General features: G+C 73.8%; 15 protein-coding genes and 1 riboswitch. Of the genes, 12 read left to right on the top strand and 3 right to left on the bottom strand.

The features are described from left to right. The first annotated feature begins 143 nt into the window (after positions 1-143). A riboswitch (cyclic di-AMP (ydaO/yuaA leader) is annotated at positions 144-275 on the top strand. 5 nt (positions 276-280) lie between these two features. Next, positions 281-1,345 carry a coiled-coil domain-containing protein gene (locus AC5L30_RS26205; RefSeq protein WP_494870288.1) on the top strand — a complete coding sequence of 355 codons (1,065 nt, stop codon included), beginning with the start codon at positions 281-283 and terminating at the stop codon, positions 1,343-1,345. 142 nt (positions 1,346-1,487) lie between these two features. Further along, positions 1,488-1,997: a hypothetical protein gene (locus tag AC5L30_RS26200; protein WP_494870286.1), complete on the top strand. Its 510-nt coding sequence runs from the start codon at positions 1,488-1,490 to the stop codon at positions 1,995-1,997. A gap of 307 nt (positions 1,998-2,304) precedes the next feature. Here the strand turns inward: AC5L30_RS26200 and AC5L30_RS26195 are convergent, their stop codons facing one another. Then, positions 2,305-2,769 (bottom strand): SRPBCC family protein, encoded by a 465-nt coding sequence (locus AC5L30_RS26195; RefSeq protein WP_494870284.1) that lies wholly within the window; start codon positions 2,767-2,769, stop codon positions 2,305-2,307. Between the two features lie 186 nt (positions 2,770-2,955). Here AC5L30_RS26195 and AC5L30_RS26190 point away from each other — a divergent pair, with 186 nt between their 5' ends. Both AC5L30_RS26190 and surE read left to right on the top strand, forming a co-directional pair. Continuing rightward, a complete protein-coding gene (locus AC5L30_RS26190) occupies positions 2,956-3,933 on the top strand; it encodes a 1-phosphofructokinase family hexose kinase (RefSeq protein WP_181518436.1) in 978 nt (325 codons plus the stop codon). Beyond that, positions 3,930-4,757, top strand: coding sequence for a 5'/3'-nucleotidase SurE (surE, locus tag AC5L30_RS26185; protein ID WP_494870282.1), 828 nt, complete (start codon positions 3,930-3,932; stop codon positions 4,755-4,757). The genes AC5L30_RS26190 and surE overlap by 4 nt, the downstream gene beginning before the upstream one ends. An 18-nt stretch (positions 4,758-4,775) precedes the next feature. Here the strand turns inward: surE and AC5L30_RS26180 are convergent, their stop codons facing one another. Beyond that, positions 4,776-5,138, bottom strand: a complete 363-nt coding sequence (locus tag AC5L30_RS26180) for an STAS domain-containing protein (RefSeq protein ID WP_030330302.1) — start codon at positions 5,136-5,138, stop codon at positions 4,776-4,778. Positions 5,139-5,525: 387 nt separating this feature from the next. On the opposite strand from AC5L30_RS26180, the gene AC5L30_RS26175 reads away from it, so the two are divergent. From AC5L30_RS26175 to AC5L30_RS26155, 5 genes are all read left to right on the top strand, one after another. Beyond that, on the top strand, positions 5,526-5,666 hold the full coding sequence (locus tag AC5L30_RS26175) for a hypothetical protein (protein WP_167457621.1): 141 nt from the start codon (positions 5,526-5,528) through the stop codon (positions 5,664-5,666). Between the two features lie 170 nt (positions 5,667-5,836). Next, a complete protein-coding gene (locus AC5L30_RS26170; RefSeq protein WP_494870280.1) occupies positions 5,837-6,235 on the top strand; it encodes a hypothetical protein in 399 nt (132 codons plus the stop codon). Between the two features lie 649 nt (positions 6,236-6,884). Then, positions 6,885-7,571 carry a BON domain-containing protein gene (locus tag AC5L30_RS26165; protein ID WP_494870279.1) on the top strand — a complete coding sequence of 229 codons (687 nt, stop codon included), beginning with the start codon at positions 6,885-6,887 and terminating at the stop codon, positions 7,569-7,571. 96 nt (positions 7,572-7,667) lie between these two features. Next, positions 7,668-8,165, top strand: a complete 498-nt coding sequence (locus AC5L30_RS26160; protein WP_494870278.1) for a redoxin domain-containing protein — start codon at positions 7,668-7,670, stop codon at positions 8,163-8,165. Then, entirely contained in the window at positions 8,162-8,710 is a 549-nt protein-coding gene (locus tag AC5L30_RS26155; protein ID WP_494870276.1) for a DsbA family protein, read from the top strand. Before AC5L30_RS26160 ends, AC5L30_RS26155 begins: the two co-directional genes overlap by 4 nt. 11 nt (positions 8,711-8,721) lie before the next feature. Here AC5L30_RS26155 and AC5L30_RS26150 read toward each other — a convergent pair whose 3' ends face one another. After that, positions 8,722-11,634, bottom strand: coding sequence for a winged helix-turn-helix domain-containing protein (locus tag AC5L30_RS26150; RefSeq protein WP_494870361.1), 2,913 nt, complete (start codon positions 11,632-11,634; stop codon positions 8,722-8,724). 76 nt (positions 11,635-11,710) lie between these two features. On the opposite strand from AC5L30_RS26150, the gene AC5L30_RS26145 reads away from it, so the two are divergent. Genes AC5L30_RS26145 through AC5L30_RS26135 form a run of 3 tightly spaced genes read left to right on the top strand, consistent with a single transcriptional unit; the run spans position 11,711 to position 14,544 of the window. After that, the gene (locus tag AC5L30_RS26145) at positions 11,711-12,151 is read left to right on the top strand and encodes a hypothetical protein (protein ID WP_494870275.1); all 441 of its coding nucleotides are present in this window, start codon (positions 11,711-11,713) and stop codon (positions 12,149-12,151) included. Beyond that, positions 12,148-13,296: an alcohol dehydrogenase catalytic domain-containing protein gene (locus AC5L30_RS26140; protein WP_494870274.1), complete on the top strand. Its 1,149-nt coding sequence runs from the start codon at positions 12,148-12,150 to the stop codon at positions 13,294-13,296. Before AC5L30_RS26145 ends, AC5L30_RS26140 begins: the two co-directional genes overlap by 4 nt. Positions 13,297-13,347: 51 nt before the next feature. Beyond that, positions 13,348-14,544: a saccharopine dehydrogenase family protein gene (locus tag AC5L30_RS26135; RefSeq protein WP_494870273.1), complete on the top strand. Its 1,197-nt coding sequence runs from the start codon at positions 13,348-13,350 to the stop codon at positions 14,542-14,544. Positions 14,545-14,555: the final 11 nt, after the last annotated feature.

Here is a 14,555-nt window from a genome sequence, read left to right as displayed (position 1 = left end):
GGGGCCTTTCGGGGCCTTCCTCCACTTTCGCCGCAAATTTCCGTGGTGACGCACGCACCGTCCGTCACATTGGCTGCAGCCGCCCCACCGGCACCGGTAGGCTCGGTCCCGGCCTCCACCAGGCGGCGCCCTCCCGGCGCCGGTGGCGGTCGCCGCCTAATCGCCCACCTGGGCGAACCGGGGAACCATGTTCCTGGGGTGCATCCGCGTCAGCGGTAGGGATCTTCCGTCCCGAACCCGTCAGCTAACCCGGTCGGCGGCTGACGGAAGGACATGCGCAGTGGCACCAGCACGACCACCCGCCGCCCGACTGGCGGCCCTGATCGTCGCGATGTTCGCCCTCGGCGTCGCGCTCCCGGCCGGCACCGCCTCGGCCGCTCCCCCGACCGGCCAGCGAGCCGCCGCACCCAACTCCGACGAGGAGGGCGGCACCCCGGCGTTGCGCGCCCAACTCGAGGCGGCCAGCAAGGGCTACCTGGACGCGAAGCGCGCCCTGGACAGCTCCGTACGACGGCAGCAGCAGCTCGCCGGCCAGCTGAAGACCATCGAGGTCGAGATCGACCAGCGCAGCGGCAAGGTCGGCGAGATCGCCGAGGTGGCGTACCGCACCGGCCGGCTCGGTGCGATGTCGGCGCTGCTCAACAGCAACACTCCCGAAGGCTTCATGGACCGGGCGGCCGCGCTGGACGCGGTGGCCGCCAACGAGGACCGGGTGCTGCGTGACCTGTTGGCCAGCAAGGACCAGGCCAACCGCACCCGGGTTGCCCTGGACGGCGAGATCAACGAGCAGCGCAAGCAGGTCGCGGTAATGGCCAAGCGCAAGGAACAGGCCGAACGGGCCCTGACCGTGGCCACCACCCCCAAGCCGCAGACCACCGCCGACGCCGGTTCCAACCGGGGCACCTCCACCGCCAACGCGAAGGCCGCGCCGCGTAACTCCGACGGCTCCTGGCCCTCCGAGTCGTGCAGCGTCAACGACCCCACGCCGGCCAACGGCTGCATCACCCCCCGCACCCTGCACGCGCTCAACCAGGCCAAGGCCGCGGGCTTCACCCGGTACGTCTCGTGCCACCGCCCCAGCGGCTCCGGTGAGCACCCGAAGGGCCGGGCCTGCGACTTCGCGGCGCAGAAGAACGGCTTCGGCGGCAACGCCACCGGTGGCGACAAGACCTACGGCAACAACCTGGCCGCGTACTTCATCCGCAACGCGGACCGGCTCGCCGTGCTCTACGTGATCTGGTACAGGCAGATCTGGCTGCCCAGCAGCGGGTGGAAGTCGTACAGCGGGGCGAACGGCACCCCGTCCACCGACCACACCAACCACGTACACCTGTCGGTCTACTGACCCACGCGTTGTGATGCCTGTGAGTCATCGTGATGACTCACAGGCATCACGTGCGTCCGGGGCCGGGCTACGTCGCCGGGCGTACCCCTGATGTCGTCGCTCGTCGGACGACCCGGCCGGGGTCGGCGGGCAGCATCGCGGTATGCCTCGGATCCGACCCACCACCCGCAAGGCGCTACTCACCCTGCACCTCGTCACCTCGCTTGGCTGGCTGGGCACCGACCTGGTGCTGCTCACTCTCGGCATCGCCGTGCAGCGGGGCGCCGACCCGGCGGTGGTCTATCCGGTGACCGCCCTGGTCGGCACGGTGCTGTTCGCGCCGCTGAGCGTCCTGGTCTGGCTGATCGGAGTCGCCAGCTCGCTGCTCACCCCGTGGGGCCTGCTGCGCCACCGCTGGGTGCTGGTCAAGCTCGTGCTCACCACGGTGATGGTCGGGCTGGTGCTGTTCCTGCTCACCCCGAACCTGCGCCACGCCGGAGCGGTGGGCCCTGCCCTGCCCGCAGGTGATCGCGCCGACCTGGTCATCGCGCCGGCGGTGTCCACCAGCCTAATGATCATCGCGACGGTGCTGTCCACCTACAAACCATGGGGCCGGCGGCCCGCCGCCGGAACCACCCGCACGAACCGGGATCGCGCTGCCACCACGGTCTAGCTGCCTGCGCCGCCTGTGCGCATGGGCTCCGCACCCAGGACGGGCCGTTGCGTCAGGTGCAGCGGCCTGTCCTGCCCCCGCGATCTTGCACTTGCTGTCCCGACGAATGTGGGCATCCCACTGATATCGGCAACCGGAATCGCAAGATCGGCGCAGCGGACGGGCGGGAGTATCGCTGGTAGGCGTTATACCAAGGAGTCATATTCATACCTCTGAGGTATATCGCTTGCCGGAGTGGCACCGCCCCGACAGGCGTTGCCACGGCGACCTCTGCCTGCGGCAGCGGGGCGGGGCGGGGCGGGGCGGGTCAGGTGAGCGGGGGGTTGCCGGTGCGGTCGAGGACCGCGCCCAGCCGGGTGGCGAGGGCGAGGTGAGCGGCTCGGGCCTGGCGGAACGCGTAGCGGAACAGCGGCGTCGGCGCGGTCAGGGTGATCTCGACCTCGATGCGGACCAGGCCGTCCGGCTCGGCGCGCAGCCGGGTGTGGTTGCGCACCGTGGTGGCCGGCCACTGGCGGGCCACCATGACGATCTCGTCGGCCTCGCTGACCAGCACGTCCGCGTGGTAGGTGGTCCGAAAGCGCAGCGGGCCGGCCGCCAACCGGTCATTGATCGTGTAGCTGGCCTGGGCGCCGGGCCGGGGCGGCACCCGGCGGACCCGGACGATCAGCGGATGCAGCTCACCCTGCCGGGTCAGGTCGCTGAGCAGCGCGGCCGCCTCCGCGGGTGAGCACCGGGCCTGGACGGTGTAGCTGAAGGTATCGCTGCTGAGCACACCGTCTCCCGCCGTCGTTGGTCGCCCGATCGTCCCGTACCGATGTCGGGCTGGCAACGCCCGACGGCCCTCAGCGCCGCGCCGGACCGAGCGGATGGCAGGGCTTGACACCGCCTGCCCCATTAGGGTCGCTTAGTACGAATTACGAGGATGCCGGAGGGCGGCCAGCATGAACGGCGACGACCGATGAGTGGGCACGTGATGGTCTTCGCGCCCACTCCACAGCTGACGGTGACCGTGGACCAGCCCAACGACCACCCCGAGCTGCACCTGCACCCCGGCGGGCAGGGCGTCTGGCAGGCCCGGATGGTGATCTCCCTCGGGGTCGACGTGGTGCTCTGCGCCGCCCTCGGTGGTGAGATCGGTCAGGTGCTGGAGCCGCTGCTGGTCAGCGAGGGCGTGGACCTCAAGGTGGTGGTCCGGGACTCCGGCAGCGGCGGGTACGTGCACGATCGCCGGGAGGGCTCCCGGCAGGAGATCGCCGACGTGCCCGGGCAGCCGCTGAGCCGGCATGAGATCGACGAGCTGTACAACCTCGCCCTCGGCGAGGGCCTGCGGGCCTCGGTGAGCATCCTCAGTGGGCCCAACGAGCCGTGGCTCGTGCCCGCCGACCTGTACCGGCGCTTCGCCGCCGACCTCGGGGCCAACGGCGGCCGGGTGGTGGTCGACCTTTCCGGTGACCATCTCGGTTCGGTGTTGGAGAGCGGGGTGTTCTTCCTCAAGGTGAGTCACGAGGAGTTGATCCGCGACGGCCGCGCCCGCAGCGACGACACCGAGGAGCTGACCCGGGCCATGTACGAGCTGCACGCGGGCGGCGCCGAGACGGTGGTGGTGAGCCGCGCCGACCAGCCGGCGTTGGCGCTCATCGACGGGGAGTTGTTCCAGGTCGAAATGCCCCGACTGGAGGCCGCCGACCCCCGCGGCGCGGGCGACTCGATGACCGCCGGAGTGGCGGCCGTCGTGGCCAGGGGCGGGGACATCCGGACCGCCATCCGCACCGGGGCCGCCGCCGGCGCGCTGAACGTGACCCGGCACGGCCTGGGCACCGGCCGGCTGGATTCGATCACCGGCCTGGTGGACCGGGTCCGGCTGGTGCCGGCGGACAGCCGGCAGCAGGAGCGGACCACCCCGGACGAGTTGGCCGGCCGGGTGGTCGAGCGATGACCCTGCGGGTGTTGATCACCAACGACGACGGGATCGCGGCGCCGGGTATCCAGGCGCTGGCCTGGGCGGCCAGGCAGCGGGGCCTGGACGTGGTGGTCGCCGCGCCGATGGAGGAGGCGAGCGGCACCAGCGCCGCGATGAGCGCCATGGAATGCGACGGGCGGGTCGTCGTGAACGACCACCCACTGCCGGACCTGGAAGGTGTGCCGGCGTACGGGGTCGGCGGGTCCCCCGGCTTCATCACGCTGATCGCCCTGCACGGGGCGTTCGGCCCACCGCCGTCGGTGGTGCTCTCCGGCGTCAACCGGGGCGCCAACGCCGGCCGGGCGGTGCTGCACTCCGGGACCGTGGGCGCCGCGTTCACCGCCGCCACGAACGGCTGCCGGGCGATGGCGGTCTCCCTCGACGTGCTCTCGGCCGGCGAGGCGACGGCCGCCAGCGGCGGTGCCGCGGTGGACGCCGCCGCCCGGGTGCGCGACGCCGAGCGGCACTGGGGCACCGCCGCGCGGGTCGCCCTGGACCTGCTCCCCCGGCTGACCTCCGCGCCGATGGAGAGTGTGCTCAACGTGAACGCCCCGGACCTGCCGCACGGCCAGTTGCGCGGGGTGCGACGAGGCACGCTGGCCAGCTTCGGTCAGGTGCAGATGACGGTGGCCGAATCCGGCCATGGGTTCGTCCGTACCTCGCTGGAGGAGCCGGGGCAGGCCGCACAGCCCGGCACGGACGTGGCGCTGCTGGCCGCCGGGTACGCGTCGGTGACGGCCATCCGGGCGGTCACCGAGGCGACCGACATCGACCTGACCGGCCTGGACGAGCAGCCCTGACGGGTACGCCTGGCGCGCTCAGGCGCCGGGCAGCACCTCGGGGGTGGCCGCGCCGGCGAAGTAGGGCTCCGGAGCGCCGAAGAGGCCGAGCAGGCCGGTCACCCAGAGCTGCCGGTGCACAAACCGACTCGGCTCGGTGACCACCAGCTTCACGTCGCTGACCTCGGCCGTCTGGAAGCCGGCGACCATGGCGCTGATGCCGACCGAGTCGATGAAGGTGACCAGCCTCATGTTGAGTTCGATGCGCAGCGGGCGGCCCTTGGCCAGCACCTCCGCGATCGCTTCGCGCACCTCGTACGCTGTGTCAACGTCGATCTCGCCCCGTGGGGCGATCTCCACGACACCACCGGACAGAACCGACTTCACGATCGACAGGCTCACGCGAGCACCTCCACCCGCCCGTCCCCCGGGCGCCTCATCAGTACGCGGGCCGCGACCGAGAGTATTCCTCCGACGGCCTCGGTCGCCACCCCTCGGGATGAGCAATTCGCGGATCCGGACCCACAAAGCCGCCCATATCCGCACTTTTCAGCATCTGATTGTTCAAGACTTTTTGTTATCTGAGCATCGGCGATCGGTCGTGACCGACGCGCCGCCGAACCAGGGTAGCGGTCCGGAGACGACGCACCCGACAACCGGCCCATGACGTACGCCTGCCCCGTGTGCCGTCGGCGTGTCGTGCACAGCCGGCCGGCGCGGTCCGCGCCCACGGTTGCCGACGCGCCCTAGCATCAGCCAGGACACCCGCCGTGACGGAGAGGATCTTCGATGATCAAGCGACTTGCCGGGTTGGCCGGCGTCGGCGTTCTGCTTGCCCTCGTCTTGGCCTGCGGTTTCGGTGGCGGAGGCGACGATGACGACGATGACGACGACTTCGCTCGAGGCGTCGCCGTGTCAGCGGTGCGCTGAGTCCACCGACGCGCCGACTCATGGCGCGCCGAACTACCGGTGCTCCGCGGAGGTCGGGGTTTGCGTCCGGCTGACGCGGGGCACTGCGGGGTAGGCGACACCGTGACGCGCTGGAAAGACGCCGAAGTCCGAAGTGGCCGGCGGCTTCGGCACCTGAGGAGGTAACCACGATGTTCGGAACCAACCTGCTGGACCGCCGCAACAAGCCGGAGCGGATCGCGGACCAAGCCTGGGAGCACCTGCTCTCGGCCGTCAGCTCCGCCGGAGACAGTGTGCGCGACACCGCCCGCTCGGCCCGCCGCAACAGCAGCGACCTCGCCGACGGGGCGGGTGACCTGGTGGGATCCGCCGCCGAGGAGGCGCGCCGCCGCGCCTCACTGGCCTTCGACGCGCTCGCCGGCCGCCAGCCGGCACTGCCCTGGACGCTCCTGATCGGCGCCGCGCTCGTCGGCGCGGCGGTCGGCTGGGCCGTCGGCTCCGCAGCGCGGGCCGCCGGCAGCCGGGACGATCGTGCCGTCGAGGACGTGGAGTTCGTCGACGTGGACCGCCCCAACTCCCCCGCCGTCTGAACGAGAGCACCACCGCGGGCCCCGCTCGACCCAGGTCGAGCGGGGCTCACCGTCATACCCAGGGGCCGGTCCGCCGGGTGCCGGACCCCTCAGGCGGCCCGGCGGACCGGTGTCTGGGTGGTGACCCGGGACTTCGTCCGGATCACCTGCTCGGCGGCTCGCGCAGGTGTTGGCGTCAATGCCTGGGTGGGCTACCAGTGGGATGTTCGGACGTTGTCGGTCGATGGGCAGGCCGCAGTGGCCGAAGTGGACGCCGGCGCTGGTGGAGGACGCCGGCCTGACTCTCGGCAGCTGCGGTTCCGCTCGGGGTGGAACCCCGGGGGACGGGGTCGATCACCCGGTGACGCCGTGGCTCGGGGGACGAGCACGACGACGGGGACGAACGGAGCTGCCCTGGCTCCGCCACCCGACGCGACGGCTCCCGCAATCGAGGAACGCGATTACCGTAACCGAAACCCGCTCGCTTTGGAAGCGCTCCCATCATCGATGTTCGTCCGCGCTTCCCACCCGTGCCGCCCAAGGTCCGGCCACGCCGTCACCCGGTCCGGGCGAGGCCGGCTCACCCGGGGCGGCGGCAGGATCGCAGCACGGCGGACCTCCGGTCGCAGCCACCACCCGGTCCGCCATCGGAACAGCGGAGGAGGGACAGATGGCCATCGCGGAGATCAACCGCACCGACCAGGACATCCAGTCCGCCGTGCTCGACGAGCTGACCTGGGAACCGCGGGTGCAGCCGCACGAGGTCGGCGTGACCGTCGCCGAGGGCGTCGTCACCCTGACCGGCCGGGTGGACAGCTACGCCAAGAAGTGGGCCGCCGAACGGGCCGCCCACCGGGTCACCTCGGTCCGGGCGGTCGCCAACGACGTGGCCGTACAGCTCACCAACAATACCGAGCGCACCGACACCGACCTGGCCGCCGCGGCCAGCCACGGGCTGGAGTGGGACGCGTTCGTGCCCATCGAGAAGCTCCAGGTCACCGTCTCAGCCGGCTGGGTGACGCTGCACGGCGACGTCGAGTGGGAGTACCAGCGCCGAGCCGCCGAACGCGCGGTCGCCCGGCTGACCGGCGTACGCGGGGTGAGCAACGGCATCACCGTCCGACCGGCCACCGCGCCGGACGGCCGCAACGTGGCCGACCGGATCGTCGACGCCCTCGCCCGGGCCGGAGCGACCGAGGCCGAACGGATCAGCGTCCGGGTGCACGGCGACACCGCGATCCTCGCCGGACTGGTGCACTCGATGCCCGAACGGGCCGAGGTCGAGCAGGTGGCCTGGTCCGCGCCGGGCATCCGGGAGGTGCAGAACCACATCGCGGTCGCACCGGTGCTGCACTGAGCGGGCGCGGGCGAGCGCTGAGCTGGCGCTGAACGAGCGCGGAACCACCCGGGGTGGGTGAGCCGGCCTCACCCACCCCGGGAGCAGGCTGGTGGCATGAGTGATCCGAACGGGCTGATCCAACCGGGGCGCACCGCGCCCGGTTTCACCCTGCCGGCCACCCCGGACGGGGCTCTGCTGGGGCCTGAGCAGTTCCGTGGCCGGCCGGTCGTGCTCGCCTTCTACCCCGCCGACTGGAGCCCGGTCTGCGGTGACCAGATGTCGCTCTACCAGTCGGCGGCACCCGTCTTCGCCCAGTACCAGGCGGTGGTGCTCGGCATTTCGGTGGACAGCATCTGGTCACACCGGGCGTTCGCGGAGAGCCGGGGCATCAAGTTCCCCCTGCTGGCCGACTTCGAGCCCAAGGGCGAGGTGGCCCGTAGCTACGGGGCGTACATGTCGAACGGTGAGGCGGCCCGCGCGCTCGTGGTGCTGGACCCGGCGGGGAAGGTGAGCTGGAGCTACCTGTCGCCGCCCGACGTCAACCCCGGCGCCGACGGCATCTTCGACGCGCTGGACCAGCTCACCGCCGATCGGAAGGTGATGGCCCGATGAGCACGCCACTACAGGTCACCGCCCGACTTCGAGACCCGGTGACCACCGAGGACCACATCCGGGGGCCGGCCGACGCGGCGGTGACCATCGTCGAGTACGGCGACTTCCAGTGCCAGTTCTGCGGTGCCGCGTACCCGAACCTGCACGAGTTGCTGCGGCAGCGGGCCGACACCGTACGGCTCGTCTACCGCTACTTCCCGATCGCCAACGTGCACCCGTACGCCGAACGCGCCGCCGAGACGGCCGAGGCCGCCGGGGTCCGGGGCCGGTTCTGGGAGATGCACGACTGGCTCTACGAGCATCAGGACCAGCTCGACCCGGTGCACCTGTCGCTCGGCGTCGAGCAGGTCGGGTTGCCACCGGACGAGTTGAACGCCGAGGTGGAGAACCGTGCGCACGCGGACCGGGTGCGCCGGGACTTTGTGGGGGGCATCCGCAGCGGGGTGAACGGCACCCCCACCCTGTTCGTCAACGGCGTTCGGCACGACGGCGGGTACGACCTGCCCGACCTGCTGACAGCCGCGGACGCCGCCGCCAACCCCTGACTGCGATCCGCTCAGATGAGCCGCAACTCGCGCGCCCGCCGGACCGCCTCGCGCCGGCGGGTCGCGTCGAGTTTGCGGTAGATGTTGCGGACATGGGTCTTCACCGTGTTGACCGAGAGGGACAACTCGCTGGCGATCTCCACGTTGGACAGGATGCTCTGCAGGTAGCGCAGGATGGTCAGCTCCCGCTCGGTGAGCGGCTCGTCGAGCACGCCCCTCGGCCCGGCGGCCGGCCCGGCGGCGCTCTGCCCCGCTCCCCGCACCAGATCACTGACCAGCGCGAAGTGCGCGGTGCCCGCGTCCAGGTGCGCGGCCAGCAGGTCCCGCACGGGTGGTTCGGCCCGGGTGAAGACCCGGCGGTGGCCATGCGGGCCGGCCAGGTCCAGCGTCTGCTCCAGGATCCGACCCGCCCGCCGCCCGTCCCCGGCGCGCTCGGCCAGCACCGCGTCCAGCAGCCCCGCGTCCAGACGTACCGGTAGCGGCCAGGCCGTGGCCGCCGGCGCCTGCCAGTCCGGCAGGGTTCGCTCGGCGGCGGCGGCGTCGCCGGCCAGCAACTGCACCTTCGCCAACGTCACCGCGAGCACCGGGTCGGCCCCCTCGTCGGCGGTGCCGACCAGCAGCTCCCGGGCGGAGTCCAGGTCGCCCCGCACGGCCCGCAGTTCGGCTTCGGCGGCCCGCAGCAGACCGGTCACCTCGGCGGCGGACGGCCGGCCGGCCAGCGCCTCCCGGGCCCGGACGAGCAGCCGCTGGCCGGCTGCCGGGTCGCCGGAGTCGCGGCGCAGTTGCGCCCGGCACAGCGCCGCCACCGCCGCCGCCACCGGTTCGCCGGCAGCAGCGGCCAGCCAGTCGTCGCCCACCTCGGGGTTACCGGCCCAGCCGCCCGTCACGTCGAGCGCCGGCAGGGCGAGCCCGAGGTTCGCCCTGGCTTCCTCGGGCTGGTCGCGCAGCAGTGCCACCACGGCGAGAGCCAAGTACGCGTAGCCGCAGTCGAGCCGACAGGACCAGCCCCGACTGGGCGGCATGCCGAGCGCGTCCCGGGCCGCCTGCTCGGCCGACCGCAGCTCGCCACGCACCGCGAGCAGCAGCGCGGCCCGGCTGGCCCCGACCAGCTCGGTACGCGGCCGGCCGGCCTCCCGAGCCGCCGCCCTCGCGCGGACGAACCGAGCGGTGGGCAGCGCCCCGTCGGCCAACTCGACCAGCCCCAGCGCGGTGCCGGTGAACGCCCGCAGGTCCAGGTCGTCGGACGCGCCGCCGCCACCGACCGTCGGGGCGGAACCGGCCATCCCGGCCGGCACCCGGGTCGGCGTGGCGTCCGCCGGGCGGGTACGCAGCAGTCGAGCGGCGGCGGCCCGGACCTCGGCGCGGTCGTCGGCAAGCCGGGCGACGGTCAGCTCCAGCGCGGTGACCAACCGCAGGAACCGGTCCCGGCGCGGCACCGGCAGGCCCGTGGCGTGCCCGGCGGCGGCGCGCAGGTGACCGGCGGCGGCCGGCAGATCGCCGGCGTACGCGCGCTCGGCGGCGCAGGCCAACGCCACCTCCGGGTCGGCGCGGATCACCTCCGTCGGCGGTGGCGCGGGCGCCGGCGCGGGCACCGGATTGCGGTCGTAGCGGGTCAGCTCCGGCCAGTGCGCGACGAACACGTCGCCGGCCAGGTCCCAGCGGCCGGCGGCCAGGGCGTGCCGCAGGGCGTCCGCGGGCCGGCCGTCGCCCGCGTACCAGTCGGCGGCCCGGACGTGCAGCTCACGCAGCTCGTCGGCGGGCAACCGGGCCAGGTCGGCGCGGAGCAGGTCGGCGAGGAGTGGCTCGGACCGGTACCAGGGTGGCCGGGTGTCCTCCCGGTGCAGCAGACCACCGGTGCCGGCCAGGTCGGCCAGCGCCTGCCCGGCGTCCGCGCGGCCGGTCAGCGCCTCGGCCAGGTCGGCGCAGACGGTGTCGACGAGGGCGGTACGACGCAGCAGGCCCGCCTGGTCCGGGTCGAGCGTCGCCAGCACCTCTTCGTGCAGGTACCCGGCGATCTCCGGTTGGTCTCCGCCGAACTGCCCCACCCAGCGCTCCGGGTCGGGCTGTCCGCGTACCGCCAGGGCGGCGATGCGCAGCGCGGCCGGCCAGCCGCCGGTGCGCTCCCGCAGGCGGTGCACGGCGGTCGCCGGCAGCGCGGCGGCGTGGGCGGTGAGCAGATCGGCCACCTCGTCGTCGGTGAATGCCAGCTCGTCCGGGCCGATCTCGGTCAGCTCGCCGGCGAGGCGCAGCCGGTGCAGTGGCAGGTGCAGTCCGGCCCGCGCGCCGATCACCAGACGCAGCCGCCGCCCGGCATGCCGCAGCAGGAACTCCAGGCCGGTCAACGCCGCCGGGTCGGCGACCCGGTGCAGGTCGTCCAGAACCAGCAGCACCGGCCGGTCGGCGGCGGCGAGCGTGGCGGCCAGCGCCTCCAACTGGTCGGGGCGCGGCGGCCGGTCGGGCACCCGGCCGCCCTCCGCCCCGGTCGCCGACCGCAGCGCCGCGGCGAGGTACGCCCAGAGCCGGTCGGAATCGTCGCCGGCCTCCACCGACATCCACGCCGAGACCGGGTCGTCAGCCGACGAAACTGACAGGTCGCCGGAGTCGGGCACGATCGCGCCGGGCCCGACATCGGGCGGAGCACCGCCCAACCGCACCCAGGAGGCGAGCAGGGTGGTCTTGCCCCAGCCGGCGGGGGCGGCCACCAGGGTGACCGGTCCCGCGCTGCCCTCGTCCAACCGGCGCAGCAGCCGGGGCCGGGCCACCACCGGCTCCGGTGGTACGGCCGGCGTCAGCCGGGACGCCAACAGTGGCGGCCCCGGTGCCGGCTCGACCCGTACGTGATCCTGTTCCGGCACCCAGCCCCCACCCCCACCACGCGTTCCGCCCCCGGTCGGCGAGCGGTTACCCGGCGCGGGCCGGTTCACCCCTTCCGGGCGAGCGCGCTTCACCCGGGCCCGACCGACGATCGGGGGACGTGGACCGGGAGGACGGGTGGTACCGATGGGACGGCTGGCGCGGGCGGGACCTGCCCTCGGCGGCGCGGCGCTGGCCGGGGCGGCACGGTTGCTGCGCGTACCCCATCGGGGTGGCCGGCCCGGCGCGGACGGTGACGCCGCCGCGCCGGCCCGGTGGGAGGTGGTGACCGTCGACCGGCCGCCGGAGCAGGTGCTTCCGGACGGCCGCTGGCCGGAGCCGCTGCGCCGTCTGGACGGGGCGGTCGAGGTGCGGGTGCGGCCGGCGCCCGGAGACCGGGGCACCGAGCTGGCCGCCCGGCCGCTGGCCGGCGTCACCCCACCCACCGGGCTGGCCGCGCACCTGGTCGGCGACGACCCGGGTCTGCTGGTCCGCCGGACCCTGCGCCAGATCAAGCAACGGGTGGAGGCCGGTGAGGTGCTCCGCGCGGACCGCTCCGCGCTGGACCGTCCCGAGGTCCACGGGTGAGGGCGCTGTGCTGGGTGGCCGCCGGCGAGCTGGCGGTACGCGAGGTGCCCGACCCGGAGCTGCGCAACGAGCGTGACGTCATTGTCCGGGTGCGGCGCAGCGCCACCTGCGGAGGTGACCTGCCGCTGCTGGCCGGCCGGCACCCGCTGCTGCGGGCCGGCGACGTGCTCGGCGCGGAGTTCCTGGGCGAGGTGGTCGACGTCGGGCCCGCGGTCCGCCGGCACCGCACCGGCGATCGGGTGGTCGTCGGCGCGAGCGTGGCCTGCGGCGGCTGCTGGTACTGCCGCCAGGGTTTGCACTCCTGCTGCGACAACGCCCATGCCGACCTGGCCAGCGCCGACCCCGACGGGGCCTGCTCGGACGCCGGCTGCTTCGGCCGGCCCCGGGCGGCGGGCGGCTTCGCGGGCGGCCACGCCGAGTACGTGCGGGTGCCGTACGCCGACGTGAGCGCGTTCCGGGTGCCGGACGCCGTCGACGACGACCGGGCGGTGTTCGCCGCGGACACGGCGCCGACCGGGTGGCTCGCCACCGAGCTGGGTGGGGTGCGTCCCGGCGACGTGGTGGCGATCTGGGGCGCCGGGGCGGTGGGTCAGTTGACCGCCCGGGCGGCGGTGCTGCGCGGCGCCGCCCGGGTGCTGGTCGTGGACCGGCACGAGGAGCGGTTGCGGATGGCCGAGCGGCACTCCGACGCCGAGCCGCTGGACTACCGCCGCACCGATGTCGCCGCCGAACTGCGCGACCGGAGCGGTGGGCGCGGGCCGGACGTGTGCGTGGTGGCGGTCGGCACGCCGCCGGCCCGGTCGAGGGTCGACCGGTTCGGTGGCCAGCATGCCGACCGACCGGACGCGCTGCGGGAGGCCGTGCACGCGTGTCGCAAGGGCGGCGTGGTGGTGGTGCTCGGCGGGGCGGGCGGATTTGTCGACGCGTTCCCGCTGGGTGCGCTGACCGAGCGGCGGCTCACGCTGCGCGGCGCCGGTCGACCGGATCTGCGGGACGTGCCGATGCTGCTGGACCGGATGGCCCGTGACCAGCTGCGGACCGAACACCTGGCCACCCACCGGCTGCCGTTGGCGCAGGGCCCCGAGGGGTACGCGCTGTTCCGGGACCGGGCCGACGGCTGCGTACGCGCCGTGTTCACGCCCTGACTCCCCTTTCGTGATCACCTCATCGTCGGCGGTAGATGGCAGACTCCGGGGATGGCCGTGGAGCGAACGTACGACGTGGTGTTGTTCGGAGCGACCGGGTTCACCGGCGGCCTGACCGCCGAGTACCTGGCCCGACACGCGCCGGCCGAGCTGCGCTGGGCGCTGGCCGGGCGCAACCCGCAGCGCCTCGCCGCCGTACGGGACCGGCTCGTCGCGATCGACCCGAGTCTGGCCGAGCTGCCGCTGCTCACCGCCGACGTGACCGACGCCGACTCCCTGCGGGCGGTGGCGGAGAGCGCCCGGGTGGTGGCCAGCACGGTCGGCCCGTACATCCACCACGGGGAGCCGCTGGTCGCCGCGTGCGCCCGGGCCGGCACCGACTACCTGGACATCACCGGCGAGCCGGAGTTCGTCGACCTGATGTACGTGCGTCACCACGCCGCGGCGGCCCGAACCGGGGCGCGGCTGGTGCACGCCTGCGGCTTCGACTCGGTCCCGCACGACCTGGGCGTCTGGTTCACCGTCAAGCAGCTGCCCGCCGACGTCCCGATCACCGTGGACGGGTACGTCCGCGCCAGCGGCCGGTTCTCCGCCGGCACCTACCATTCGGCGCTCACCGCGTTCTCCCGTACCGGGCAGGCCAGCCAGGCCGCCCGGGACCGTCGGGCGGTCGAGCCGCGCCCCACCGACCGCCGGGTCCGGGCGGTGCCCGGCCGGCTCGCCCGCTCGGCGGAGCTGGGCATCTGGACCGTGCCGCTGCCGACCATCGACCCGCAGGTGGTCCGCCGCTCGGCCGCGGCCCGCCCGGAGTACGGCCCGGACTTCCGCTACCGGCACTTCGCGGCGGTGAAGCGGCTGCCCACCGTGCTGGCCGGCGCGGCCGGGCTCGGCGCGCTGATCGGCCTGGTGAAGTTGCCGCCCAGTCGACGCTGGCTGCTCGGCCGGCTCTCGTCCGGGCAGGGGCCCACCGCACAGCAGCGGGCGTCGTCCTGGTTCCGGGTCCGGTTCGTCGGCACCGGCGGCGGGCAGCGGGTGGTCACCGAGGTGGCCGGCGGTGACCCCGGCTACGACGAGACGGCGAAGATGCTCGCCGAGTCGGCGTTGTGCCTGGCGCTCGACGAGCTGCCGCCGACCGCCGGCCAGCTCACCCCGGTCGCCGCGATGGGGGACGTGCTGCTCGACCGGCTCGTCCGGGCCGGCCTCACCTTCCGGGTGCTCAAGCAGGAGACGCTGGAGCCTTCGGCTTGACCCTCGACCGG

The organism is Micromonospora sp. BQ32, from assembly GCF_059358895.1.
The sequence above is the reverse complement of the archived record's forward strand: the minus strand, read 5'-3'. Positions and strand labels throughout refer to the sequence as shown.